The sequence below is a fragment of the Phytobacter sp. genome (genome assembly GCF_059074235.1).
On record NZ_JCACPZ010000004.1, the window covers coordinates 184,278 to 210,663 of the forward strand.

Consider the following 26,386-nt stretch of genomic DNA (forward strand, 5'->3'; position numbering starts at 1 on the left):
ATCCTCTTGGTTAATTAATTCAAAACTTTAATAATGCCTTTAATAATGTCGCGTTTGTTATTGACCGATTCATCAAAGGCGCGTTGCACGTCCTGATAATCGTAAATATGTGTCACCATCGATTTCACATCGAATTTACCTGACGAAATGGCCTCAATGGTCATGGGATAACGGTTGGCATAACGGAATACGGTCTGAATCGTGACCTCACGGTTAATTTTGAGGAAATTAATCGCGGAATCACCAGGCACCGTCCCGACAATCATAATTTTGCCACCGCGCATCACTAAATAAGGCGCTTGTTTGACCGTAATGGCCGAACCCGCCGTTTCAAATACAATATCTGCGCCCATCTCGCCCACGCGGGCGGCACAGGCCGCAACGGTATCTTCCAATGCGCCGTTGACGATGGCGCTCGCCCCCAACTTCTCCGCCATGGCGAGGCGTTTTTCCAGCACGTCCACAACCACAATCTCTGATGCACCGAGGAAACGGCAGGCCTGTAAGGTCATCAGGCCAATACACCCAGCACCCAGAATCACAATCTTTTTGCCCGGTTTCACGTCTGCCAGCATGGCGGCATGAATGCCCACCGCAGCCGGTTCCACCAACGCGCCTTCAAGGGTATCCATGTTGTCCGGCAGCTTGTAGGTGAAGCTCTCCGGATGGCAGAGGTAATATGTCAGCGCGCCGCGGTAGTTCGGCTGGGTCGCCATAAAATCGACATCCGGGCAGATGTTATATTTGCCTTCCAGGCAGTAACGACACTTGCCGCAGGGCACGCCGGGTTCGATGTTGACTTTGTCACCAGCTTTGAATTTCTTCACACTGCGACCAACAGCCACCACGGTACCCGCACATTCATGCCCGAGACCAATTTCCTGATTAGGGTCTTTGGGCGGAATAAAGGGACCCGATTCAAATCCATGCACATCAGAACCGCAAATACCGACATATTCAATTTTAATTAAGACTTCATCATCTTTTGGCACTGGTATTTCGGCAGGCAGAATTTTCATTGTGCCCGGTATTTTTAATATTGCTTTGGAATTTTGCATTGTTAATCCTTGTTGAATTTATTTATTGGTAACCACATCCATCCCAATACTTTCGACAGACGCGCCTTTTGTTTCAATGCCAATAACGGCAATGGCGGCAGCAACAATAACAGCGACAGAGCTGAGAAGAATAAACACACCCGTCACACCATAATTACTCAATAAAACAGCCACGGCATAAGGTGCTACAATACCACTAATTCTTCCTACCGCATTTGCAAGACCAGAGCCTCTGAGTTTGGCTTCCGTCGGCCATATTTCCGGCACATACACCGCCGAGGCGTAGCAGACATACATATAAACGAAGGTAATCAGGAAAAAGCCGCACAGCGTAATCATCATCATGTTGGTTTGCAGTGAGTAGACATACCCCAGCACAGCGATGAATAACAGCAAGCCGACGCCCATAGTTTTACGCGGAATTTTATCCATCACCATCATGGCAATAAAAATGCCAAACGGTGCGCCAAACATGCTCATGGTGTTTAAGACGATGGAGTCTTTAAGGTTGATGCCCTGGCTCATAAAAATGGTCGGCAGCCAGTTTATTAAGGTGTATTGCACAACGTTCATGGCGATGAGGACAAACGAACCCAGCACAACACGTTTTAACAATGCCCCTTTGAGCAGTGATGAGTAAGGCACCGGTTTGGGCAGCGCTTTTACCTCGGTGGGCGATACCGGACTCAGAGTCTGTTGCATCTGCTCACTGACTTTACGTTCAATCGCCTGCATCACCGCTTCGGCTTCCTGATAGCGGCCCCGCGACTCCAGCCAGCGAGGGGATTCCGGGAAGTAACGCCAGGCAAACCAGGTGGCAATCAGCGACAGCAGACTTGGGATTAATAACTGTACCCGCCAGTTCCATTCTGCGCTAATGAGGGTCGTCAACCCCATCGCAATCAGTGAGCAGAGCGGATAAGACCAGTTGCCTATAAAGGAGACACGGCTGGACCAGGTTCCACGGCTGCGTCCAGGCATGTACTCGGTGTAACCCGCAAACAGCGTGACCAGCAGCGCGCCAAGGCCAAAGCCCATCACCAGGCGGCAGGCAATCAGGAAGGTCATATCCGGCGAGAATGCCCCGGCAACCATCGAGGCAATATGAATGGCCTCATAGAGCAAAAACGCTTTTTTACGGCCAATTTTGTCACCGATAATGCCGCCCACCAGGGCACCGGCAAACATGCCGGCCGTAGTGATGGCCGAAAAAGTGGCGGTCGTTGAATTGTCCGTCCAGCCCAGTTCCTTAAGTTGCGCGAGGATTAATCCACCGACTGCGTTGCTCCAGCACACCAGTAAACCGAAAGCCACCATGCCAAACATGCTGTAGTGCCAGTGGCTATCGGGAAGTCTGTCTAATCTCGCCCCGCAATTGGGTCTTTGTAGTTGTTCCATCTCACTTTTCCTTTAAAAAGCGATACCGCAGCGGATTAATGGTCGTAGTCGTAGGTCAGAATGACTTTGATGGCCGTTTTATCGAGCATCGCGTCAAACCCTTGTTCCCATTGCGACAGGCCCAGGCGGTGAGTGATCATCGGCTTGACCTGAATATCACCAGAGGCCAGCAGGCGGATGGCATTGCGCCAGGAGACAGAGTCATAGGCCATATGACCGATAATGCTTTTGTTCCAGGCTGTGATGTCGTTGATGGAGAAGTCGAGCGGTTTGAATCCCATCCCCACGCGCACCACTTCCCCGTTCGGGCGGAGCATTTCGATGGATTGTTTGAGCGCGATATTGGCACCGGAGCATTCGATAACGAGACCGAGATTGTCTTTGCCGCAGATTTCCTGGCAGCGGGCCACCACATCTTCTCTTGAGCCGTTGACCACTGCCGTTGCGCCCAATTCGCGCGCGACCGGGAAACGGACCTCGACGTCTTCATCCAGCCCGACCACCACAATATTGACCGCCCCCATGATGCGAGCCATCTGTACGGAGAACAGACCTAACGGCCCGGTGCCAATCACTACGACATCCTGACCTGGCAGGAATTTGGACTGTTGCGCGATAGATTTGTAGGCATTGCAGATAGGATCCAGTACCGCCGCTTCTTCGTAATCCACTCCTTCCGGAATTTCCCATAACGCACGGCGATGGATTTTGAGGATTTCACCCGGCACCAGACAGTATTTCGAGAAACCACCGCCCCAGGTGTTGTTGTCCAGACCCAAATTGACTTTTTCTGCACAACACAGAAAATCGCCCTGTTCACAGGCAGGACAGACACCGCAGACATGACCGCTGTTATCGGACACCACGCGCTGGCCGACCTTCCAGTCCTTAACGTTACTGCCGGTTTTGCAGATGCGTCCGGCAAACTCATGCCCGCGAATGGAGTTAAAGACATCGGAACCGCTGTCAACTTTGTAGTGCTTCATATCCGCGCCACAGATAGCCGCGGCTTTGATTTCAATCACGACGTCATCCGGGCCACACTCGGGCTCAGGGACATCAATCATTTTGTAACCACCAAACGCCTTACCGAAACGTGCCAATGCTTTCATTGTGAATACCTCAGTGTTTTCTTGCGATTTGATGAGGCTATTATCGGCACCTGATATTTTTGAAGTCAACTTTAAATCTGTTAAACAAAGATTTTAATCTGTATTTCACAACATAGATCACACATAGAGAACAGGGGTAATGGCAAACACGTGCAGAATCAGTAAATTAGAAAGGAAGGGATTAAATGTGGGAAAAACAGATTTTTACGTTGGCTAAAAAACAGCGCGGCGGCTAATGCTGGAAAAAATGAGTGGGAGAGAATGAGTCACAGAGAAGAGTGTCGGGAAAAAACCAACAGAGGAAAATACGACGAAGCGTGATGGCTTCGTCGTTTGTCGATTCAGGGAGAGCGTTATTGAATCTTGAGGGTGGCAATCGGCTTAGTGCCAATCCCAAACTCTTCTTTGAGCTGCTGCTTGGTCTTCATGACCATCTGACCCTGCGTGTCGATGGTCATGTGCTGCGCCTGAGTATTGTTCTTGGCCTGCCAGAGCATAACTAACTGTAAGCTGTTCTCTTTTTGCTCAGGCGTCAGCGCCACGCCATCTGGCCATTTTCCTAATTCCACCGCCGTCACGAGACGCTGGTAGATTTCTGGCGTCATACTGTTAATGACTTGATCAAGATCCATGGTAAATTAGCTCCAGTGGAATAAATGCTGAATCGATTCGCTAACCTTTGATTTGCTCGCCGTTTTCGTCATCAGAAAAACTCAGTGAAGCGGAGTTCACACAATAACGTTCACCGGTCGGTTGCGGACCATCCGGGAACACATGCCCCAGATGCGCATCACAGTTGCCACAGCGGATTTCGACGCGCTGCATACCATGTGAATAGTCGTTGATATAGCGAATCGCCTCTTCACTGACGGGCTCGAAAAAGCTCGGCCAGCCGCAGCCAGAGTCGAATTTAGTTTGTGACTGGAACAGCGCGGCATCACAGACCAGACAGTGGTAAACGCCTTCACGCTTGTTATGTAATAAGCGACCCGTGAAAGGCGGTTCCGTGCCGTGATTTTGCGTCACATAGAACTGCATTTCTGTAAGATTCTTTTTCAGGTCGTCCTGAGAGGAATTCGTCGTCATATGCTCACATCTCGCAATAAGAACTCGTACAACACCTCTCCGATTCTAACAAAACATTAACAATGAAGTACTAACTTTTGTTCTAAACTTAATCGCGCCCAAAATCCGCGGGGGTAATTGTGACCTTGTTCACATTTTTATCCTGCGTGACCTTTAAAATTCGGGGCGGCGTCCCCATTAGGGGAGGATGCTCATGGGAAGAGTGGGACGAATCAGTCGAACAAAGGTTATGCGGAGTATTGATTTGTCGCAATGATTGACACGATTCCGCTTGACGCTGCGTAAGGTTTTTGTAATTTTACAGCCAACCTTTTATTCACTAACAAATAGCTGGTGGAATATATGACTATCAAAGTAGGTATCAACGGTTTTGGCCGTATCGGTCGCATTGTTTTCCGTGCTGCTCAGGAACGTTCTGACATCGAAATCGTTGGTATCAACGATCTGTTGGACGCAGAGTACATGGCGTACATGCTGAAATATGACTCCACTCACGGCCGCTTCAAAGGCACCGTAGAAGTCAAAGACGGCCATCTGGTTGTTAACGGCAAAACCATCCGTGTTACTGCTGAAAAAGATCCGGCTAACCTGAAGTGGAACGAAATCGGCGTTGACGTTGTTGCTGAAGCTACCGGTATCTTCCTGACCGACGAAACTGCTCGTAAGCACATCACTGCTGGCGCGAAAAAAGTGGTTCTGACTGGTCCTTCCAAAGACAACACCCCGATGTTCGTTCGTGGTGCTAACTTTGAAAAATATGCTGGCCAGGACATCGTTTCCAACGCATCCTGCACCACCAACTGCCTGGCACCGCTGGCTAAAGTTATCAACGACAACTTCGGTATCGTTGAAGGCCTGATGACCACCGTTCACGCAACTACCGCTACTCAGAAAACTGTTGATGGCCCGTCTCACAAAGACTGGCGCGGCGGCCGTGGCGCAGCTCAGAACATCATCCCATCTTCTACCGGTGCTGCTAAAGCTGTAGGCGTTGTACTGCCAGAGCTGAACGGTAAACTGACTGGTATGGCGTTCCGCGTTCCTACTCCTAACGTCTCTGTTGTTGACCTGACCGTTCGTCTGGAAAAAGCAGCGTCTTACGAAGAAATCAAGAAAGCAATCAAAGCGGCTTCTGAAGGCGCAATGAAAGGCGTTCTGGGTTACACCGAAGACGACGTTGTATCTACCGATTTCAACGGCGAAGTATGCACTTCCGTGTTCGATGCTAAAGCTGGTATCGCACTGAACGACAACTTCGTGAAACTGGTTTCCTGGTACGACAACGAAACTGGCTACTCCAACAAAGTTCTGGACCTGATCGCTCACATCTCCAAATAAGTTGAGATGAGACTCTGATCTATAAAGGCGACCTCGGTCGCCTTTTTTGTTTTTAGTGTCACGCTAACGAAGGATTGCACCATGATAAACACAATTTTTGCTCTCCCGGTTGTCGAACAAATTACCCCTGTCCTCTCCCGCCGTGTGAATGACGAACTGGATGTTATCGTCGTCGATCACCCGAAAGTCAAAGCATCCGTTGCCCTGCAGGGTGCTCACCTGCTCTCCTGGAAACCGCAAGGTGAAGATGAAGTGCTGTGGCTGAGCGACAACACCCCCTTCAAACACGGCGTTGCACTGCGTGGCGGCGTGCCAATCTGCTGGCCGTGGTTTGGCCCTGCGGCACAGCAAGGTCTGCCAGCTCACGGCTTCGCCCGTAACCTGGCATGGACACTGAAAGCGCATAACGAAGATGATAATGGCGTGGTGTTGACCTTTGAACTGCAGAGCAGCGATGAGTCCCGTAAATTCTGGGCACACGACTTCGCCCTGTTAGCGCGCTTTAAACTGGGTAAAACCTGCGAAATCGAACTGGAAGCGCACGGCGAGTTTGAAACCCACTCCGCCCTGCACACCTACTTCAACGTCGGTGATATCGGCGCGGTGAAAGTGAGCGGTCTCGGCGATCGTTTCATCGATAAAGTGAATGGCGCAAAAGAAGATGTATTGATCGATGGCGTGCAGACGTTCCCGGATCGTACCGATCGTGTTTATCTGAACCCGGAAGCCTGCAGCGTGATCCACGATGGTGCTCTGAACCGCGCCATCGAAGTCATTCATCATCATCACTTTAACGTGGTTGGCTGGAACCCAGGCCCGGCGCTCTCTGCCAGCATGGCCGACATGCCTGATGACGGTTACAAGACCTTTGTTTGCGTGGAATCCGCATGCGCAACTCAGGCACAGAAAACGACAGAAGAGAAACCGTCTCGCCTCGCGCAGACGATCAAGGTTGTGAAGCGTTAATCACATCTGAGCCCTCTCCCGGCCGGGAGAGGGTTTGATCGCAAATTTACACCACGTCCAGTGGCGTTTTACGTCCCGGAGCCGGAAAAGCCTTATCCAGTCGCGCCAGATCGTCTGCACTTAACGTTATTTTCAGCGCCGCCGCATTCTCTTCAACATGAGCAACGCTTGCCGCTTTCGGAATCGCCATCACGCCTTTATGACTGATAACCCAGGCCAGCAGAATTTGTGCCGCACTGGCATTGTGCGCCGCCGCGATATCCTCCACCACGCCGTTGTGCATCAGTCCGTCGCGCAGTCGACCCGCCTGTGCCAGTGGGCAATACGCCATCACCGGCATCTGCTTTTCCTGACACCAGGGCAGCAAATCATACTCAATGCCACGCGATCCGAGATGGTAGAGCACCTGATCTGTCACACAGGCGCTACCGCCCTGCACCCGCCACAACTCCTGCATATCGCCGTAATCCAGGTTCGAGACACCCCAGCGACGAATTTTGCCCTGTGCAATCAGCGTCTCCATCACCTCTACGGTTTCGGCAAGGGAGAAGTTCCCACGCCAGTGCAGCAGATATAAATCCAGATAATCGGTGTTAAGGCGACGCAGGCTGGCTTCACAGGCGGCGATGGCTTTCTTACCGCCCGCGTTCCACGGGTAGACTTTAGAAACGAGGTACACTTTGTCGCGCAAACCGCCGCGCAGTGCTTCACCCACCACCTCTTCAGCGCCGCCATCAGCGTACATTTCCGCGGTATCGATTAGCCCCAGTCCCAGATCGATGCCCGCACGCAGTGCATCGACCTCTTTCTGGCGTTGCCGGTCGTTTTCGCCCATATACCAGGTTCCCTGACCGATTGCAGGCAGCGTGGTCCCTCCTGCGAAAAGCACATTCTTGTCTGTCATTTCATCCTCCTGAACGTAACGCACCACCGTAAAGCAAAACAGGGCCAAAGGCCCTGTTTTGATGCACATATTGCACTATAAAAAAGCACAATCAGAAGCGATAAGTCACACCTGTGGATAACAGCCCTGCCCATGACTTATCGACCATCGGGCTGTCTTTAATCTCATCAGACAGATGGGTGTAACGGCCAGTGCCGTAAACGCTCCAGTTATCGGTCAGGCTGTAGCTGACGCTGAGCTCCAGATACGGGCTCCAGCCGTTGTCCGGATCGTAGCTGTTCAAACCACTGCGACGCGATTCCGCACGCGAAATACCGTAGTAATACTCGTTCTGGTTATCGCTGCTCCACTCAACACCAATACCAGGCGTCAATGTCAGGCTACCGTTGGTATAGCGATACAGCCATGCCGCATCCCCGACCACACCGTTACTGTTGTCGAGTACATCAGTCGCCAGTGAGGTACGCAGGAAGCCATATTCCGTGTTGTGGATGTACAGCAAGCCGGCCACTGCGGTGGATTTACGTTTGTCCAACTGACGCAGTTGGTTGTTGTCACTGTCGCCCGGTTTAAAGTTCCACGGCGAGTAGGCAGCAAAGACAGACAGTTTGTCTGCTTCGTCATTCCATAGGTAGTAACCCCCACCTAATCCGCGGAACCAGAAATCGTCACTTTCATAGGTAACAACCGGTACCGGGTAGAATTTGCGGTCGTACTGTTTATAGGGAGATTCCACCATGCCCACGCCTGCACCGAGTGAGAAATTACTTTCGGCAGCAGCGGCAAAGGTTGAAGAAGCGATTAGCACACCCAGTGCCAGGAGTTTGAATTTGGTCACAGTCCTTTCTTTCCCGTAGTCAATAATCGTCGAAGGAAGTTTACCTGCCCGTCTCTTTCATCCCAAATTTTTTTACTTACTCATTACAAAACTGAACTCTGTATCCTGCTGTCTATATATGACAGAGGGCTTGCAAATTTGTGAAGCGGCTGTGATTTCGTAATGAAAGGCTTATCACAAAAGAAAGTATTTATGGATGAGTTATTGATATGTCATTGAAATTAGTTTTTTGCTGCATGCAAGTTTTGCAAATGCCATCTACGCTTATTTTAAGAAGACGATTTGACGAACCCGCTTTTTGATATGCGCTCAGAACCTGGCATAAGGGTTGCTGTGTGACTGTTAGCGTCGTTCAGTTAACGCTTCCGGGAGCCTCTACTATTCATATGAACGGCTCTTTACCTGTGCTAAAAAACGAAAGGACGGCATGCCATGAATATATTCGATCACTACCGCCAGCGCTATGAAGCTGCCAAGGACGAAGAGTTCACACTGCAGGAGTTTCTTGCCATTTGTAAGCAAGATCGCAGTGCCTATGCTAACGCAGCTGAAAGACTATTAATGGCCATTGGTGAGCCAGTGATGGTGGACACTGCTTTAGAGCCACGGCTTTCCCGTCTCTTTTCTAACCGGGTAATCGGACGCTACCCGGCGTTTGAAGAGTTCTATGGTATGGAAGAGGCCATCGAGCAAATTGTTTCTTATCTCAAACACGCCGCCCAGGGGCTGGAAGAGAAAAAACAAATTCTGTATCTGCTCGGCCCGGTAGGTGGCGGTAAATCGTCACTGGCAGAACGTCTGAAAGCCTTGATGCAGCGCGTTCCTATTTACGTACTGAGCGCTAACGGCGAGCGCAGCCCGGTCAACGATCACCCGCTGTGCCTGTTCAATCCGCAGGAAGATGCGCAGATACTGGAAAAAGAGTACGGCGTACCACGCCGCTACCTCGGCACCATCATGTCTCCGTGGGCGGCGAAACGTCTGCATGACTTTGGCGGCGACATCTCGAAATTCCGCGTAATCAAAGTATGGCCGTCCATACTTGAACAAATCGCAATTGCCAAAACCGAACCCGGTGATGAGAACAACCAGGACATCTCCGCGCTGGTGGGTAAAGTCGACATTCGCAAACTGGAAAACCACGCCCAGAACGATCCTGATGCCTACGGCTACTCAGGTGCACTCTGCCGTTCGAACCAGGGGATCATGGAGTTTGTCGAAATGTTCAAAGCGCCTATCAAGGTGCTGCACCCCCTGCTGACGGCAACACAGGAAGGGAACTATAACGGGACAGAAGGTATTTCCGCCCTTCCCTTTAACGGCATCATCCTGGCGCACTCAAACGAATCAGAGTGGGTCACGTTCCGTAATAACAAAAACAATGAGGCCTTCCTTGACCGTGTTTACATCGTCAAAGTGCCTTATTGCCTGCGCATCTCGGAAGAGATGAAGATTTACGAAAAACTGCTCAATCACAGTGAACTGACCCATGCGCCTTGCGCACCGGGAACCCTTGAAACCCTGGCACGCTTCTCGATTCTGTCGCGTCTGAAAGAGCCAGAAAACTCCAGCGTTTACTCGAAAATGCGCGTGTATGACGGTGAAAGCCTGAAAGATACGGACCCGAAAGCCAAGTCTTATCAGGAGTACCGTGATTACGCAGGCGTGGATGAAGGGATGAACGGTCTGTCGACCCGCTTCGCCTTTAAAATCCTCTCACGCGTGTTTAACTTCGATCATGTCGAAGTGGCGGCCAACCCGGTTCACCTCTTCTATGTTCTCGAGCAGCAGATTGAGCGTGAGCAGTTCCCGCAAGAGCTGGCCGAACGTTATCTCGAATTCCTCAAAGGCTATCTGATCCCGAAATATGCCGAGTTCATTGGCAAAGAGATCCAGACGGCCTATCTGGAATCCTATTCCGAGTACGGGCAGAACATTTTCGACCGTTACGTGACCTACGCGGACTTCTGGATTCAGGATCAGGAGTATCGCGATCCGGACACCGGTCAGCTGTTTGACCGTGAATCACTGAATGCGGAACTGGAGAAAATCGAGAAACCAGCGGGGATCAGTAATCCAAAAGATTTCCGTAATGAAATCGTCAATTTCGTGCTACGTGCCCGTGCCAACAACAGCGGCCGTAACCCGAACTGGACCAGCTATGAGAAACTGCGCACGGTTATCGAGAAGAAAATGTTCTCGAACACCGAAGAGCTATTGCCGGTTATTTCGTTTAACGCCAAAACCTCAACCGATGAGCAGAAAAAACACGACGACTTTGTTGACCGTATGATGGAGAAAGGATACACCCGCAAACAGGTCCGCCTGCTCTGCGAATGGTATCTACGTGTACGCAAATCGTCTTAACATTAAAACGTGCCCGGTATGACATAAGGGCACGAAAAATGAGAACTGTAAGCCGGGTTCGCATGCTGCAATCCGGCATTACAACGCCATATGAAGTTGGCAAATGCAGTATCGGAGGAGCCTATGACCTGGTTCATTGACCGACGACTTAACGGCAAGAATAAAAGCACGGTTAACCGCCAGCGATTCTTACGCCGTTATAAAGCGCAAATAAAACAGTCCATATCCGAAGCCATCAACAAGCGTTCGGTGACGGACGTGGAGACGGGCGAATCCGTTTCCATTCCCATTGACGATATTAGCGAACCGATGTTCCATCAGGGACGCGGCGGCCTGCGTCATCGCGTTCATCCAGGTAACGACCACTTTGTACAAAACGATCGCGTTGAGCGCCCACAGGGCGGTGGCGGTGGAGGCGGGAGTGGTCAGGGCGAAGCCAGCGCCGACGGTGAAGGTCAGGATGAATTCGTCTTTCAGATTTCCAAAGATGAATATCTCGATCTGCTGTTCGAAGATTTAGCCCTGCCGAATCTGAAGAAAAATCAGCACCGGCAGCTTAATGAGTTTAAGACCCATCGAGCGGGTTATACGGCAAACGGCGTTCCGGCCAACATCAGCGTCGTACGCTCATTGCAGAACTCGCTGGCACGTCGCACCGCGATGACTGCCGGTAAGCGGCGCGAATTGCGCGCACTGGAAGAGGATCTGGACACGGTTGCCAAAAGTGAACCGGCCCAGCTTCTTGAAGAGGAGCGTCTGCGCAAAGAGATTGCCGAACTGCGGGCAAAAATCGAGCGAGTGCCGTTTATCGACACCTTCGATTTACGCTACAAAAATTATGAAAAACGCCCTGAGCCGTCGAGCCAGGCGGTCATGTTCTGCCTGATGGATGTCTCCGGTTCCATGGACCAGGCCACCAAAGACATGGCTAAGCGCTTTTATATTCTGCTCTATTTGTTCCTGAGCCGGACCTATAAAAACGTTGAAGTGGTCTACATTCGCCACCACACCCAGGCCAAAGAAGTGGACGAGCATGAGTTCTTCTACTCGCAGGAGACGGGCGGCACCATTGTGTCGAGTGCGCTGAAGCTGATGGATGAAGTGGTGAAAGAACGTTACGACCCCAACCAGTGGAATATCTACGCCGCACAGGCGTCGGATGGCGATAACTGGGCAGACGATTCACCGTTGTGTCATGAAATTCTGGCGAAAAAGATCCTGCCGGTGGTCCGTTACTACAGCTACATCGAAATTACCCGCCGTGCGCATCAGACACTGTGGCGGGAATATGAGCATCTGCAAACGATGTTCGATAACTTCGCGATCCAGCATATCCGCGATCAGGAAGATATCTATCCGGTGTTCCGTGAGCTTTTCCATAAGCAGACTTCGAATACCAACAATTAAACCTTGTTTATCAGCCAGTTAAATCACTTTTTCTGGCTGATTTTTTCATTTTTATGCGATTGAAATTTGTTATTTAGATCAGAAAGTTAAGTTAGGTTTTGGGGAAAGCTTTTCTTATAGTTCCAGCATGGGCTATGGTGCCTGGAGGTTAAAATCCTCCCGTGCTGACCACGATTTCATATTTACTCGGAGGGTTTCTTATGGATGACTTCATGAAATATAAGTACGGTTGGGAAAAGTTTCACTCTGCAGTCTTATTACTAGCCTCAGAAGGGCACTTAGAAAAACGGCTTAGCGATGCATTCGCATTTAATATTTCGCATTTAAAAAAGGTAAACGACATCCCTAGGCCACTTTGGGAAAGATTTGATGAGCTGGTCGCTCTATTGACTTCTTCAGACCCAGAAGGCGATGAAGGAAGAATTAATGCCTCTGTAAGTAAGTTGGATGAGATGCAAAAACACCAAGCAGTAGATCTCTTTGTTGGTCTCTACGACGATTTATGTCGCTTCATGCCTAATCTTTATCGGCGCTGACATGGGGTGTCGGGGGTCGGAGGTTCAAATCCTCTCGTGCCGACCAAAAATCCCTAATTAAACCAACCTATTACGGTTGGTTTTTTTATGCATGCAATTTGGCGATGGTGAAACTATGGTGAAATGATGGTGAAACCCCCGCTTACATGACAGGGCAATCATCGAATTCGCCAAGCCTTGCATCATTAATAACGTAAGTTACAACGCCGAACAGATCAGACTCTTCGTCGGCAGGGAGATGCTCTCGCCGCCCATTAGAGAGGTTAACTAAGTGAGGATGTGGGTTTGTCCGGTATCGTTTTATGCATAGCTCGCCATCCACACTGCATACAAGCAACGATCCGTCGCAGGGTCTCAGTGACCTGTCAACTATCAACAATGCTCCCTGAATTATTCCGTCGCGTAGATAGGTTGCACCCGCTCGCATAAAGAACGTTGCGGCTGGTTTACTGATCAAATGACGGTCTAATGACAGCGTCTCTTCGATAAAATCCTGAGCAGGCGATGGAAATCCCATTACAGACCTCCGTTGGGGTTGTAGAGCTTGAATGTACGGTTCTCGCCTTCCTGGGTGCTGATGTCGGTGAACGTGGTTACGTAGGTTTCTATCCACTCGTTAGCCTGACGTAACGACCACTCCCAGTTATGTTTAGCCAGTTCTCGTACAAATCCGCTGGTCGTTATCGTACGCCTGCCACTCGGTTCGATCTTCACTGCCTTTCTGAACGCCAAGTCTATGTCGTCACGCCTGCCCATATTTCACCTCACGAATACTGTTTTTATATACAGTAGATTGTTCGATGTAAGTGATCAAGCCCCTGCTCCATTAGCCGGGGGTTGGTTTGAGGGGATTATATTTTGAGAAGAAAAGGTTAAGGCGGAAAAAAAATATTAGACCGGGGGGACTGGCCACTCAATGTCTGGTGCCTGGTTAACGTCGATGCGGTTCAGCGCTACCCGGTAGGCTTTCCACTGCTTCCAAAGTGCCAGTTCTTCGGGAGTTGCTTCGTCAATGTCGACAGCATCCTGTAGCGGGGTAATCGCTGCGTTCGCCTGCAAAAATAATTGAGTGCGCTGCGCCTCGGCTTCTGACACGTAATCAGGCGGGAATGTCGGCTGCTCGCCCTCGACCAGAGATTCACCAGGCAGCAGGTCGTCCTTCGTGTTTATTGCCCTGAAACTACGGCCACTAACGGCCCAATACTGAATATTACCTGGCATATTTGTACCCTCCGACATCGACATAGAATCCACTGCCACCAGATGGCGTTGATATGTATTTGTAATATGTGTTCGGATAGGCAAGGATTGGAAAATCCGCAACAATCTTTGAACCAGGAGCTATGGAGAATACATATGCATCATTGGTGTTTCTGGGATAGATAACTGCTGCTCCTGACGTTGCAGTGTTTGGAAGAGCAGCTCGGAACTCAAACGCTGTAACTGGCACTCTTCCTACAAGCGATACAGCGACGAAATCAGTTGCCGTCCCTCCCGCCAGAACACGCCCATTATCGTCCCAGGAGCTTTGATAAATGCACTGCCCGTTTTGTAGGGTTTGCGCGAACACCGCATTAGATGGTGACGTCCTGAAACTGCCAATATAACGTCGGGTAGCATCGCCCGTCTTTTGATGTGCCGGGTACGCGTAGGCTACAGGGGCCGTAGTGCTCACCTCGATAGCTGAGGTACTACCGCTAACATAAGCGTAGAGGTGATACCATGTGTTAGCGGTTAACGTAGGGAAAGCTGCGGTTAGGGCAGTAGTCACTTGCGTAACGGAACCATCAGGTAATGCAAATGCACCAACACCTACAGTAATACCGGATGCCGTGATTGATACGTCAAGGCCGCGAATAAATGATGCCAGGTTAATTGCGCCAGCCGCGCCGATATTACTTCGCGCTGTTACCGCATTCGCCACATCGCTGAGGTTGTTCGCCTTTTTAAGTTGGTTATCCGGGTTTGCCTGCTGAGCGGCATCACGCGCCGCCTCAGCTGCTGCCTTTGCCGTTACTGCATCAGTCTTGGCCTGCTGGGCAGCGCCATTAGCCGCAACAGCACCACCAGCAGCATTGGATGCAGTTTGCGCGTCGGCCTGCGCCTGAGCTGCCTTTTCGTCGACATCGAGTCGGTCAATTGCGACCTGTTGAGCATTTGCATTAACCTGGTCGGCCAGCGCCTGCAGGGCAACCGGATCAATGTCTTCAAGCAGATCCGATATTTTTTTCCAGCTCGGCCCTGTGAATGTGGAGCCGTCCGGCAGTATGACAGTGATATCACCGCTAGCACTGAAAACCGCCTGCCAGTTGGCTTTGTCATAGTTTAAGCTGCGCAAATACTCTGTAGACTGAACCACCAGCTCAGCTGTCACCTGATTTTGAATGGCTCGCGGCACTGCGTTCCAGGCGGCATTCCCTTGCGTCGGCCCGGTATATTTCTTGATGAGTGTTAATGCCGTATCGCTGCCGACAGCTTTAACCGGCAACGTATAGGTAATTCCTCCGACTGTTGCCACTACGAAATCACCGGCAGCCAGATCGGTTGTAAACGTGGTTCCTGTTCCGGTAACGGCATCAGAGCCGTTAGTCAGTGTGATGGTTCCTGCTGACATTGGATTCTCCTGATATCAGGTAATAAAAAACCCGCCGAAGCGGGTTAGTGTTTGCGTTTGGTCTGGAATAATATTTTTAAAGGGACATCCTTTTTCCTTTCCCCTGGCTGGAAACGCCAAAGAGAAACATCCTTTTTAACCTGTCGTTCAAAAATATATTCAGGGGTTGCATCAATAATGCGGATGTTTTCGGTTCGACCTGAATCATTTATGTCGTAAAGAACATTCACCTCACCCTGAATTCGAAGTCCGTTTGCTCTTACGGGGTAAGTAATACTTTGAGAAAATGCAGCGTTACTTATTGCGAATATCAGGAGCCACAAGTATTTCATTTTAATATCCGTCAGAGATTTGGCAGGATGGCGTAAGGGATCCGTAATCCATACGGCCTAAGAGTGGATGCCCATGTTTGTTGAAATCTGTTTACCCATTGGCACTGAAGCGTCCCGTTGGTGAAGCGGAAAAATGGTCCCGAGTATCCAGTTACGGTTCCGTCATCCGAAATATTGCCACCAGGCACCGAGCTAACAGAGATCCACACATTGGTACCAATATACTGAGAATATACGACATTATCCAAATCAAAATTTGGTGGTATATCAAAGAAACCCAGTATGCGAGGGATGCGAGCAGCCATTGCCGCCGACCAGACCAGCACGCCTGCAGCATTAAAAACATCACGATACCCACTGATAATTGGTAGGTCACTGCGCGTGCGAGCCATCGAACCGGCTGACGCGGTCACCCAGTCTGGGCCAGTAAAAAACATCTTCGCATTGTTGTTGGGTTTGAACCATCTGAGGCTGTCATCCAAAGGCACACTGGCATTAGCAAATCCCATATCCAGAGAGTTTCCCAGCTGGCAGGTAATATTGTAAAAGCCGACATCTGAGATACCAGTAAAGTCTCTTGTATCCAGGTAATAAGTCCCCTTGTAATTAGAATCAATGACAAGGGCTCCCGCTTCATTGAAATATTGATATCCACTCATAGGAACGCGTACATATCCAGTGAAAGAGTAACTGCCGTGGTGTCGCGTGAAAGTCTGAATATACCAAACCCACCATTGAACGCCCGCGCCGCAAAATTACCAGGAGTAAAATAAGAGGTGCTAAGCGTTGATACCACAACAACAAAACCACCAGCCTGTGTTAACTCCGGGAATGATCCAGTTATGCTGTTCACGTTGGCTGGCAGAAATACAGTGGTTCGCCCCAGGTATCTGGAATTGTAATCCCCGATATCTATCACTAATTTACCGTTAGCATCCCAACATTGAAGACCACCGGGCATTCTATCTCCTTACCAGAGGCCATCTCTGACTCGTAACGTGCCGTTAGCGTCATATACCAGCCGCAGTGTGCCGGTATCGATAACGCGCCCCGATCCATTGGCAGCGTTGCGCTCAAAGGTGCCTGTTTTAGCCAACCGCCAGCCCGATACACCCGCCACATAGTTATCTGACTGGATGAAATCGCCAATTTTCGCACTGGTGATTGTACCGTCCTGAATAAATGCGCTGGAAATGAATACCTGCCCATTCACGACGGCAAACGGTGAATACTGCGCGTCCCCACTGCCACTCATAAGCACGAACTGGTTGGCGTTGAAACCGACGCGTGTCACTACCGGCTGCCCCTGCTGCGCCAGGACGGCGATCGACATTCCGGCGTTGTAGAAAACATCACCGATACGAATGCCCGCTTTCAATGTATGAATAGCTGTTGCTCCATCAGCATCTATTGTCGCAGTCAGCTTGTCTTCCAGCGAGGCGGTCACATCCTCGATTTGTGCCTGCACGGTTGTCGACAGTTCAGCCATCGCTTTGTCGACATCAGCAATAGTGGTTTTCACTATCAGAATATCGGCGCGAACTTCACCGTACTGCCGCCACTGGTGTTCAACCGTTGCCCCTATCGACAGCGCATTTTGAAGAGATGCCTCAAGGTTGGTATCAATGTCATTGGTGAGTCTTTCCCCGTCTTCAGCAGAAAGGAAATCTCCAGTGATATCGCCCAGGTAATCATCGGCATTGTTGTTCACCATGCCGCGAACCCAGTCGGTGTAGCCCGATTCGTTACCCGTTTTATCGACCAGTTGCGCGCGGTACCAGAATTCCTGCCCAGCTTTTAGCCCGAGCTGGATGTATTCCGATGATGGGTAAGGGACATCCGCGAGCAAGAGCGGATCAGACTGGTCACTGTTTGCGGTGTACTGGATTTCAGTTTTCAGGGTGTCAGCGGTATTAGCCGGGAACCCCCAGTTCAGTTGAATACCCCAGTTGATGCCCGTCGCAATAAATCCAACAGGTTTCGGTGGGTTGCCGACTTTCCCGGTCAGCGTAGTTTCCGTGGAGTACCCCCAGCCAGATGAGACTTCAGCGGCGTTAATCGCCCGAACGCGAACCAGATAGCGCCCGGTGTAGATAGCAGGCACCTCAAATGACGTGGTTGAGCTGCGCGTTACGTTCACCCATTCTCCGTCGTTACGCCGCCACTGCGCCTCATACGCGATCGCATTCGGTGCCGCATCCCAGCTGGCCCTCATGGTTTCAAGGCTGATACCCTGGTTCACGACGGAATAACTGCTGATGACAATGTTATCCGGCGCAAACTGACTGCCAGGAGGAATAACGCTTATTGGTCGCTGGTCAATCACCGCGCCAGTATCGATTCTGGCGTACTTATCCGGGTCGTGTGCAGCGGCGGTAATGGTAAACGTACCGTCGTTATTATCCGTGACCGTCGTGACGCGATACTGCTGCGCGTAAAGTTCGGATGATTCCACCACCCACACACATTCTGCCTCTGGCATTTCGCTGTAGGCGGTTGTGACAGTCACGACATTATTCGATAACGACTGAATGGTTCTGGCCTGCGAAATTCCGCTCGGCAAGTTTACCTGCAGGCGATCACCAGCATCGGCATCTGGAACTCGGTCAAGGGTGAGAACGCGACCGTTTACAGAGCTGATTCGACCACCAGCCACCCGGCCAGACAAGTTTTCATCAGCGATAGCTATCACGTAGCCAGGTAACGGGATGTCGCCATCCATGCCCACCGAAAACGCTACTATGCGATCTTTGTTATTTGTCAGAATTCCCCAGCGCCCTTTACGGTTAGCCTCCGACTGGCGGGTGCAGCCAATAGCCGTCACCTCAAGCTGGTTGAAGACTCGATATCGAGACACCAGGTCTTTTTCGAATACCGGCTCCATCGCATCGGCATAGCCGTTTTCAGGATCGGAATAAGAAACCAGCGCCGAGGTGTAGCGTGTTTTGGCTGTGCTGCTGGAATACGCAAATTCGCCGTTCACAACGTTGGCGTTGGTGAAGTTGTAATCCACATCGCGTGGCATATCGGCCAGCGCAACAATCTGATCACCGCCCCAGTACGTCATACCCCGGAAAATGGCCGCAAAGTCACGCATCACCGTGTATGCATCATTCCGGGTTTGCACGTAAACATTGCAGGTATAGCGTGGTTCGGTACCGCTGCCGCCCTTCCCGTCTGGCACCGGCGCATCGCAGTATTGTGCTACCTGATACAGCGTCCATTTATCGATGTTTGCCGCCGTCAGCCTGTCGCCCAGGCCAAAACGGTCAGTCACGACGAGATCATAAAAAATCCACGTAGGGTTGTTTGTCCAGGCCCATTTGAACGAGCCAGACCAGATGCCAGAATACGTACGGCTACCGGGATCGTAGTTATCAGGAACGCGGATAACTCGCCCGTCAGGTTCGCAGGTAATTTGCGGTACCGACCCGTTGAACTGACTTGAGTCAAACTCGATATACAGCAGTGCGGTATTCGGGTAGCGAAGTTTGGCATCAATGACTTCGGTATAGCTCTGCAGCGTCATCGTGTCGCCGACTTTGGCGCTATTTGCTTCAGTTGTGATCTTACGAACGCGAATCGTCCAGGTGCTTCCCGATTGGGGTAAATCAATGCGGTGACTGCGTTCGTAGCCTGAGGTAGTTTTACCGATTGCGGCCGTACTAATTACGGGGACAAACGCCCCACCGTCGGTCTGCACATCGATGGCATAACTGATGGCGTGCCCAACAAGATCGCCGTCATTTTCCTGTTTAAAAATCGCAGGCCATTTCAGTCGCAGGCGAACAGCTGAAAGCTGAGTATTGGTAAACGTGTGTACCCATGCTGTTGTTGATTTAACCTCAGTACCAACAGAGATCTCATTTTCGGTACCCGGGATGCCCTGGATATAGCTTTGCGCCTGTGTGCCTGATCGAAACTCCCAGGACACACCGCTAAAATTCACCGAGCCGTTAGCATTCAGTAGCGGCGTACCATCCAAAAAGATGTTTTGCCCAGTCAGACCGCCGTAAAACTCCCCCTCGCCCAACGCCAGCAATATCTTCGCTTTCGCTACCGACTGCAGGTCGTCTGGCTGTTCTGTAGGCGTGCGGGATTTGGAGCCGCCACCTTTGCGGCCCTGAATTTTTTTATTTTCCATATTGCGCCCATAAAAAAACCGCCCTGAGGCGGTCATGTTCAAAGGAGGATATTAAGAGGTTACTGCTGATCTTCTACATAAATCCCGGCAGAAATAATTGCCCCACCAATACGACGGCGACCATAAAGAAGTGGGACGGGGTAGCCTTGCGCGGCTGTATTTGTTGGGCTACCAAAGGCATAACTCGCCTGATTGTCGGCATCTTGTTTGCTCGATAGTCCAGGCGTTTGCGGTGAAAGCATCTGGATAACACCACCAGCCATTAAGCCAACACCAGCGCTGATTAGCGCGCCACCGACTGGAGCCGCCCAACCGTAAGAAAGGCCGGTGACTACCACGCCAACGACCACCAGAACAGCGCCGAGAATTGTCTGAAGCAACCCACCGGTTTTACTTCCGATAATTACTGGGGCTATGCGGATGTCTTCTTCACTTTTATCCATGCCCAACTCGTCGTGAACAAGGTTCCTTTTGCCACTGAATACTGCATAGGTAAGCCCCCGCTTACGGCTTGAATTAAGGTAGCGTTCGAACCCAGGAATAACGACACACAAAGCACGGATTGCTTCACGCGGAGTCTCTACGGCCATTTTATGAACACGCCCGAAAGTAGCCCCGAGGACACCATAGAGGCGTATGGTTCTGATTTTTTGATTCATATTGCGCCCATAAAAAAACCACTCCGAAGAGTGGTTGTTTGTTTATTCGTTAGGCAATGGTTTGATGTCAACATTCCCACTGGGATCAGCAAATAGCCTTACTGCCTTTTCTCCATTCGGAATCAGATTGAAGTCACGCATTGCAGGGACAGCGTCAGAAACGCACATCTTACCTTCACCTTTAATTCCTATGCTCACCTCGCCAGGCTTAACAAAGAAAATTGCTTTTTCTGCCGGGTCGAGCGTAGCGACTCGTTGTCCGTTAATAAGGACACCAGCGAAACAACCGCTCCCTAAATAGCCACTATCACGAACAACAATCAGCTTTGAGTTATTTTGAGTAGTTTTATTTTGAAAGAGATAAACCCTGTCGGAAGGGGCTAGCTTCGCCTTGCTGGGTAATACTGCCTCGGTGGCACAACCGGCCAATGATAATAAAGCAACAAGCAGAAGTGGCTTTTTCATTATTCCTCCATTGATTTATGCTTCGAAGAATAACAACACTCCCTACCTTCGCAAGTTTAAATCTTTGTATCGGACTATCGTCATGGTTCTTTCCAACCAGTAGCCACCATAAGGAACGCGATTGCTGGGCCGTCCGTAAAGATGGTGGAGCATCAAATTTCCCTCTAACAGCACCCCGGCGTGATTCCATTTATTGGACTGGACCTGCATCAGAACGACGTCACCGGGTTGCAGATCACCTGTTACCTCAACAAACCCCGCCTGCTGCCAGTTATCCCGGTAGAGGTTGTCCGGGTACTGGTCCTCCCACCAGGGGTAATCGACACGAAAATCCGGTAATTCTATGTAATGCTGCTGGCGGTAATAGGACATCACCAGCCCCCAGCAGTCGCTATGCCCCAGCACAAACGGGCGCCCAACCAGAGGCAAATCTCCACGCGGCTGGATGGTGCGCAAATCCCCTTCCGGCCAGCTCACGATATGCCAGGGTAAAAGCGTTGCATCGCATTGCGCTTTATCCAGTTCGCTCGGCTGCGTCGTGGCGTCAGGGTGACTGTGAGCGATGGCGATCACTGTCCCCCAGTCCTCAGCCGCTGCATAATCTTCCGGGCAGAGGACAAAACTGTCCTCCGGCGCTGCGGCAAGATTCAGGCAAGGGAAATAGCGTTCAACACGGCTTTTCTGCGCCACCACACCGCAACACTCTCGGGGGTATTCAGCAGCAGCGTGTGTCATGATCGCATCAATGGTTTTCTGCTGCATATCAACTCCTGATTAACGACGTGCCGGGGAACCCGCCGAACGGTAACTCATTGAGTTCACCGAATCGCTTTTTACACCCTGTTAGCGTGCCGCTGCAGGCGTCCAGTGACGGGTCGTCTACCGGATTGTTAAACTTGTCGAAGTAGCGAGTGCCGACATAATCGCAGCCATCGCCTGAGCGGTATTTTCCACGGATGCACCAGGTGCAGAGAGAATGAAGCTGCCGCGTGGGGATTTGCAGCCCCTGCAGGTCCATCGGGCTACTGAGCGTGAATTCCACCTGCGTTTTCGTTTCGCTGCTTTTGCTGTCGATGTAATACGTTTTCAACTTTTCCTGAGTGGGATCGGCAGTGGCGTTACCATCAGGAAAGTTTTTAGCGTCGAGAAACTGCGCAAGAGTGTCATGGATTGATACTTTTGCCTGCAACATGTCGTCATAGGCCAGGCATAACGCGGTGATCGAACCGTCAAGGTTGGCGACCGTCAGTTTTGGTTGCGCAGCGCTGCCGGTTGTCGACGTTTCAATGCCTTCTATTTGACACGGCCACGCGGTGTATTCGTTGCCCTGCCACCAGACCGACTTTGCCGGAAGCAATGCTTCATCCCCGTTCGCCGCCAGAATCTCAGCTTCAGAATGAGGAATGTTATGCGCATGGAAACGCAAGATCTCCCCGGTACCAAAAGCGGTGCCATCCACCTCGTAGAGGCGAATGGCGTTTCCCGGCTCTAATTTCTGGTAATCACTGTTCAGACTCATGGTTTAAATGCCTGTTGGAATGTGGCGTCCAGGGTGTATTTCTTGTTACCCAATGCCGTGGGTTTATAGGTGTCACAACGATAAAGGCCAATATCCTCAAGCGGGGGCTGCCATTGAAAAGAGCGCGTGCCACCGTGAGCATCAAGAAAATCTTTAATGGCCTTGATGTAGGTTTCTGACCCGGTAAAACTCAGCGTCCATTCCTGGCTTCTGGGGTTGAGCCCATCTCCTGATACCTGCGTGTATCCATCACCAAACTGAACCTTTCGGGTTCTGAATTTGGTATCCGATGAGGCGTTCAGCCGGGGGCACCACGTAAAGGTTTCAATCGCCATAGTTACCTGCTTTTAGCCATATTCCAGATATCACCGCCTGGGCGGATATCGCGCATTTTTAATTGCTGATACCGCTGATCAACAAAACGCCCGATCTCCGCACCAAACTGTTCTGCACCAGCACTTGATTGCGTGCTGGTGTTACCGTTGCTGTCGATGGTGATATAAACCTGAGGTGCGCCGCCGGATGCCTGCGCACTATTGACGCCGGAACTGACAGCACGAACACCCAGCGAACCATCGGCGGCGCGGGTGAGTGGCATGATGGCTTCTGGCCCCGCTTCGCCAAAGACCCCGGCCCCTTGAGCAAAGGCGAACAACTGGGGTGAGTCATAAACACCGTTGCTGTAGGCGCTGAGTGAGGGGGAGTTATAAACACCGCCCAGGGCGTTGAACTGGAAGTTAGCGGCATATTCCTGCAGTGCCGTGCCTGAGCTGGTACCAACTGACGCCGCCGAACCGCCGAAATAGCTACTGACGCCACTAACAACGGTACCCAACAAGCCACCGAGGCCAGACGATGACGACCCGCCGCCCATCGCGCTGACGACAGCCATTTGCAAAGCGACTTTTTCAATCATCTGCAGGACGGAAATACCCCAGGATTTCCAGGAGACTTTATTGCCTTCCAGCATCGAGGCGACATTATCAAATGCGCCTCCCAATCCAGATTTGATGCCGTCAGCGACCGAACCGGCACTGTCGCTCATGTCGTCCAGCCAGCTGTTGTATCCGCGTGAAACACCGGCGCGCCAGTCAGACTCAGATGCAGCCAGAGCCTTATATTTTGCATCCAGCGCGTCGAGGGCTTCCCTTCTCGCGGCGATTGCAGCGGTACCGCCGTCGGTCTTCGCAAAGACACGATCAACCTGCTGCGTCTCGTCAAAGCGCTGGCGCTGACGATCGCTTAACCCTGCGGTTTCGGTTGTCAGCGTGGCGTCATCACGGAATTTACGAGCCGCCTCAGTCAAATCTTTCAGCGCTTCAGTCTGCTCTCGCTGTTTACGCACGTTTTCATCCGCACGTTGCGTCCATGTCGCCAGTTCTGCTGATGAGGCCCTGATTGCTTTGCGCTGCTCGTCGGTCCACTTCACCCCGGCCTGATGTGCCGCCGCATACAATTCAGCCGCTTTTTCACCCTGGGTTGCGCGAACCTGCTGCACGTCAATGGCAACCGTCAAATCGGCCATTTTGCGGCTGTACTGTTCGGCCTGAGCTGCCGCCTCGCGTTCCGCTTTATTCGCTGCATTGGTTGCAGAAGTGGCATCTTTTTTAGCCTGCGCCGCAGCAGCATCTTTTCTCGCCGCCTCGTCTTTCCGGTAAATGTAAGTGGTGTACAGATCCCCGGTAAGTTTCAGATCCTGCGCTTCGTAAACAAACTGCTGATGTTGCTTTTCCAGTCCATCCATGCCGGACAGAACGACATCGCGCTGTGCCTTATCAAGTGCGTTTTGTTGTGCAGGTGTGGCTTTTGCCATAGACACAACCGGGCCAGCATATTGCGGTGGTGTTGCGCCAGCCGTCGCGGACATTGAGCGGTTAAGCAGGTCATACGCGCCCTTAAGTATGGATACAGCACCAGCCTGTTCTACTGCTTTTTGAGTGGCGAGATCACTGGCGGTGTTTACCAGTTTTTGGGTTGCCTCAACTTTTGCCGCCGCCTGTTCACGCTGATACTCCAGGCGGTTTAATTGCCCGGTTAATTCAATATTCTTTTCGGTGATATCAGCCTGGTCCATGAAAGTATTCAGGTAGGTCAGGCGTGGGGATTTGTTGTAATCCTGCTGGATTTTATTCAGTGCAGACAGGCTGTCTTTGACTTTGGCGATCTGGTTATCAACATCAGCCAGGTCTTTTTTCTGCGCCACCAGCGACGTGCTGGCGTCAACTGCGGTTGAACGCAGGCCAGCAGGAGACATCTGATTAAGCTTTTTATTGATCTCGTCCAGGTTATCAGCAAAGGCAACGGCTTCTTTATGCACCTGCTGCGTGTGCTCATACAGCCCATACATAGCCGTGCCAGCACCAATAATCAGCCCCGGCCAGCCACCGAGAACACCCAGCACACCAGATCCAAGTCTGGACAGGGTTGAAGCGCTGTTATTCAGGTTGGTCATCGCGGCGGAACGGCCAGCAATGGAGTTATTCAGTGCTGACTGAGCCGCAATCAGCTTCCGCTCGGCGGTGATTTGAGCCTCAATTGATGTTGCGGCAGCCACCGCTTTTTGAGCGCGGTATACGGCTTCCCGGGAGATGGCCACACTGACCTGAGCGCCACGAACCTGCGCTTGCGCCAGGGCAACCTCGGCGGCAGTATTACGGACAATCGCTGCTGTTGCGCTCCCCACGCCAGTAGCCATGTTGCCAAAGTAACGGGCCAGACCTATCCCCACCAGCACGCCAGCAGTATTTGCTACGGTGTCGATGTTGTTTGCCACGCCGTCCAGAACGCCAGCCAGAGCACTGGATGCCCCCACTGCGTCATTTGCACCGCCCACCCATGACATAAACGCGTTTTCTACTTTTTGCGCTGACCCGCTGATGCTGGCAGGCAACTGCTCGAATTCCTTGCGCAGCAGCCCAACATTGGTCAGCAATGGCACAATTTTATCGGTGGTGAGCTCACCGTTATTTGCCATATTACGCAGACCGCCGACCGTTGTACCCAGCCCATCAGCCAGTAATTTTGCCAGTCTCCCGCCGTTTTCCATGATGGCATTGAATTCTTCACCACGCAGCACGCCGGAGCCGAGCGCCTGGCTCAACTGGGTAATAACGGAGCTGGCCTCCTCGGTGCTGGCACCTGACAGTTTCAGAGAGGTCGCTACAGTTTCTGTCACTTTTGCCACATCAGCGGAGGCATAACCAGCTGTACGTAATGACTGCGCAATTCGGCTGTACAGGTTTGAGTTAGCCTCTAATGAAGTGCCGGTACGCTGGCTAATTTCCATTAGCGTACGTTGCGAAGTGGTGAAATCATCCGTGCCAGTGGACGCTAATTTCAGGCGACCGTTCATCTGGTTCCAGGTATCGGCAAACTGGATAAGTTGATGAGTTGCGAATGCACCCGCAAATGCACCAGCAAGCCCACTCGCACTGGCCTTCACGGTAGCCAGTTGAGAATTCAGGTCAGAGATTGAACGCTGAGTATCCCGCGTTGCCTGAGCGGCTTTCTTGCCGCCAGATTCCATCGTGCGATAGAAGTCACTCCCGGTACGTTGGGCGCGGGCAACTTCTGACTGAAAAGACCCTGAATTTGCAGAAATTTTAATGATCAGTTCACGCAGCGTAGCCATAACTCACCCATA

At 51.3% G+C, this 26,386-nt stretch carries 26 protein-coding genes; 5 read left to right on the forward strand and 21 right to left on the reverse strand.

The window, feature by feature from the left end; translation table 11 throughout:
- Window positions 1-14: 14 nt before the first annotated feature.
- The 5 genes from AC5JPW_RS04815 to msrB all read right to left on the reverse strand — a co-directional run bounded on the left by AC5JPW_RS04815 (window position 15) and on the right by msrB (window position 4,654).
- Window positions 15-1,058: an NAD(P)-dependent alcohol dehydrogenase gene (locus AC5JPW_RS04815; RefSeq protein ID WP_494238538.1), complete on the reverse strand. Its 1,044-nt coding sequence runs from the start codon at window positions 1,056-1,058 to the stop codon at window positions 15-17.
- An 18-nt stretch (window positions 1,059-1,076) separates the two neighbouring features.
- Window positions 1,077-2,456 (reverse strand): MFS transporter, encoded by a 1,380-nt coding sequence (locus AC5JPW_RS04820; protein ID WP_494238540.1) that lies wholly within the window; start codon window positions 2,454-2,456, stop codon window positions 1,077-1,079.
- Window positions 2,457-2,491: 35 nt separating this feature from the next.
- Entirely contained in the window at window positions 2,492-3,568 is a 1,077-nt protein-coding gene (locus AC5JPW_RS04825) for a zinc-binding dehydrogenase (RefSeq protein ID WP_494238542.1), read from the reverse strand.
- A gap of 353 nt (window positions 3,569-3,921) precedes the next feature.
- The gene (locus AC5JPW_RS04830) at window positions 3,922-4,200 is read right to left on the reverse strand and encodes a YeaC family protein (protein ID WP_494238544.1); all 279 of its coding nucleotides are present in this window, start codon (window positions 4,198-4,200) and stop codon (window positions 3,922-3,924) included.
- 40 nt (window positions 4,201-4,240) lie between these two features.
- Window positions 4,241-4,654 (reverse strand): peptide-methionine (R)-S-oxide reductase MsrB, encoded by a 414-nt coding sequence (msrB, locus tag AC5JPW_RS04835; RefSeq protein WP_494238545.1) that lies wholly within the window; start codon window positions 4,652-4,654, stop codon window positions 4,241-4,243.
- A 342-nt stretch (window positions 4,655-4,996) separates the two neighbouring features.
- Between msrB and gapA the strand changes: the two genes are divergently transcribed.
- Window positions 4,997-5,992 carry a glyceraldehyde-3-phosphate dehydrogenase gene (gene gapA / locus AC5JPW_RS04840; RefSeq protein ID WP_435947980.1) on the forward strand — a complete coding sequence of 332 codons (996 nt, stop codon included), beginning with the start codon at window positions 4,997-4,999 and terminating at the stop codon, window positions 5,990-5,992.
- Window positions 5,993-6,073: 81 nt separating this feature from the next.
- Window positions 6,074-6,958, forward strand: a complete 885-nt coding sequence (locus AC5JPW_RS04845; protein WP_494238547.1) for a D-hexose-6-phosphate mutarotase — start codon at window positions 6,074-6,076, stop codon at window positions 6,956-6,958.
- Window positions 6,959-7,004: 46 nt separating this feature from the next.
- Here AC5JPW_RS04845 and AC5JPW_RS04850 read toward each other — a convergent pair whose 3' ends face one another.
- Both AC5JPW_RS04850 and AC5JPW_RS04855 read right to left on the reverse strand, forming a co-directional pair.
- Window positions 7,005-7,862: an aldo/keto reductase gene (locus AC5JPW_RS04850; RefSeq protein WP_494238549.1), complete on the reverse strand. Its 858-nt coding sequence runs from the start codon at window positions 7,860-7,862 to the stop codon at window positions 7,005-7,007.
- A 91-nt stretch (window positions 7,863-7,953) separates the two neighbouring features.
- Entirely contained in the window at window positions 7,954-8,700 is a 747-nt protein-coding gene (locus AC5JPW_RS04855) for a MipA/OmpV family protein (protein WP_494238551.1), read from the reverse strand.
- A gap of 432 nt (window positions 8,701-9,132) precedes the next feature.
- On the opposite strand from AC5JPW_RS04855, the gene yeaG reads away from it, so the two are divergent.
- The 3 genes from yeaG (at window position 9,133) to AC5JPW_RS04870 (ending at window position 13,010) form a co-directional block, all read left to right on the forward strand.
- Window positions 9,133-11,067: a protein kinase YeaG gene (yeaG, locus tag AC5JPW_RS04860; RefSeq protein ID WP_494238552.1), complete on the forward strand. Its 1,935-nt coding sequence runs from the start codon at window positions 9,133-9,135 to the stop codon at window positions 11,065-11,067.
- Window positions 11,068-11,190: 123 nt separating this feature from the next.
- Window positions 11,191-12,474 carry a YeaH/YhbH family protein gene (locus AC5JPW_RS04865; protein ID WP_494238554.1) on the forward strand — a complete coding sequence of 428 codons (1,284 nt, stop codon included), beginning with the start codon at window positions 11,191-11,193 and terminating at the stop codon, window positions 12,472-12,474.
- A 200-nt stretch (window positions 12,475-12,674) separates the two neighbouring features.
- Complete coding sequence (locus AC5JPW_RS04870; protein WP_494238555.1) at window positions 12,675-13,010, forward strand: hypothetical protein; 336 nt, start codon at window positions 12,675-12,677, stop codon at window positions 13,008-13,010.
- Window positions 13,011-13,152: 142 nt separating this feature from the next.
- Here the strand turns inward: AC5JPW_RS04870 and AC5JPW_RS04875 are convergent, their stop codons facing one another.
- From AC5JPW_RS04875 to AC5JPW_RS04940, 14 genes are all read right to left on the reverse strand, one after another.
- Window positions 13,153-13,527: a HumD family translesion DNA polymerase gene (locus AC5JPW_RS04875; RefSeq protein ID WP_494238556.1), complete on the reverse strand. Its 375-nt coding sequence runs from the start codon at window positions 13,525-13,527 to the stop codon at window positions 13,153-13,155.
- Window positions 13,527-13,766 carry a DNA polymerase V gene (locus AC5JPW_RS04880; protein ID WP_494238557.1) on the reverse strand — a complete coding sequence of 80 codons (240 nt, stop codon included), beginning with the start codon at window positions 13,764-13,766 and terminating at the stop codon, window positions 13,527-13,529. The genes AC5JPW_RS04875 and AC5JPW_RS04880 overlap by 1 nt, the downstream gene beginning before the upstream one ends.
- A 135-nt stretch (window positions 13,767-13,901) precedes the next feature.
- Window positions 13,902-14,231 (reverse strand): tail fiber assembly protein, encoded by a 330-nt coding sequence (locus AC5JPW_RS04885; RefSeq protein WP_494238558.1) that lies wholly within the window; start codon window positions 14,229-14,231, stop codon window positions 13,902-13,904.
- Entirely contained in the window at window positions 14,221-15,624 is a 1,404-nt protein-coding gene (locus AC5JPW_RS04890; RefSeq protein WP_494238560.1) for a hypothetical protein, read from the reverse strand. The genes AC5JPW_RS04885 and AC5JPW_RS04890 overlap by 11 nt, the downstream gene beginning before the upstream one ends.
- Window positions 15,625-15,668: 44 nt before the next feature.
- Window positions 15,669-15,956, reverse strand: a complete 288-nt coding sequence (locus AC5JPW_RS04895) for a TonB family protein (RefSeq protein ID WP_494238561.1) — start codon at window positions 15,954-15,956, stop codon at window positions 15,669-15,671.
- Window positions 15,957-15,967: 11 nt separating this feature from the next.
- Window positions 15,968-16,615 (reverse strand): DUF8377 family phage-derived protein, encoded by a 648-nt coding sequence (locus AC5JPW_RS04900; protein ID WP_494238563.1) that lies wholly within the window; start codon window positions 16,613-16,615, stop codon window positions 15,968-15,970.
- The gene (locus AC5JPW_RS04905; RefSeq protein ID WP_494238565.1) at window positions 16,612-16,917 is read right to left on the reverse strand and encodes a hypothetical protein; all 306 of its coding nucleotides are present in this window, start codon (window positions 16,915-16,917) and stop codon (window positions 16,612-16,614) included. The genes AC5JPW_RS04900 and AC5JPW_RS04905 overlap by 4 nt, the downstream gene beginning before the upstream one ends.
- 9 nt (window positions 16,918-16,926) lie before the next feature.
- Complete coding sequence (locus AC5JPW_RS04910) at window positions 16,927-20,100, reverse strand: TipJ family phage tail tip protein (RefSeq protein WP_494238567.1); 3,174 nt, start codon at window positions 20,098-20,100, stop codon at window positions 16,927-16,929.
- Between the two features lie 59 nt (window positions 20,101-20,159).
- A complete protein-coding gene (locus AC5JPW_RS04915; RefSeq protein WP_494238569.1) occupies window positions 20,160-20,759 on the reverse strand; it encodes a tail assembly protein in 600 nt (199 codons plus the stop codon).
- Between the two features lie 42 nt (window positions 20,760-20,801).
- Entirely contained in the window at window positions 20,802-21,224 is a 423-nt protein-coding gene (locus tag AC5JPW_RS04920) for a hypothetical protein (protein ID WP_494238571.1), read from the reverse strand.
- Window positions 21,225-21,266: 42 nt separating this feature from the next.
- On the reverse strand, window positions 21,267-21,986 hold the full coding sequence (locus AC5JPW_RS04925; RefSeq protein WP_494238572.1) for a C40 family peptidase: 720 nt from the start codon (window positions 21,984-21,986) through the stop codon (window positions 21,267-21,269).
- A gap of 1 nt (window position 21,987) precedes the next feature.
- Window positions 21,988-22,743, reverse strand: a complete 756-nt coding sequence (locus AC5JPW_RS04930; protein WP_494238573.1) for a phage minor tail protein L — start codon at window positions 22,741-22,743, stop codon at window positions 21,988-21,990.
- Window positions 22,740-23,078: a phage tail protein gene (locus AC5JPW_RS04935; protein WP_494238574.1), complete on the reverse strand. Its 339-nt coding sequence runs from the start codon at window positions 23,076-23,078 to the stop codon at window positions 22,740-22,742. Before AC5JPW_RS04935 ends, AC5JPW_RS04930 begins: the two co-directional genes overlap by 4 nt.
- A gap of 2 nt (window positions 23,079-23,080) precedes the next feature.
- The gene (locus tag AC5JPW_RS04940; protein WP_494238576.1) at window positions 23,081-26,374 is read right to left on the reverse strand and encodes a phage tail tape measure protein; all 3,294 of its coding nucleotides are present in this window, start codon (window positions 26,372-26,374) and stop codon (window positions 23,081-23,083) included.
- Window positions 26,375-26,386 lie beyond the last annotated feature (12 nt).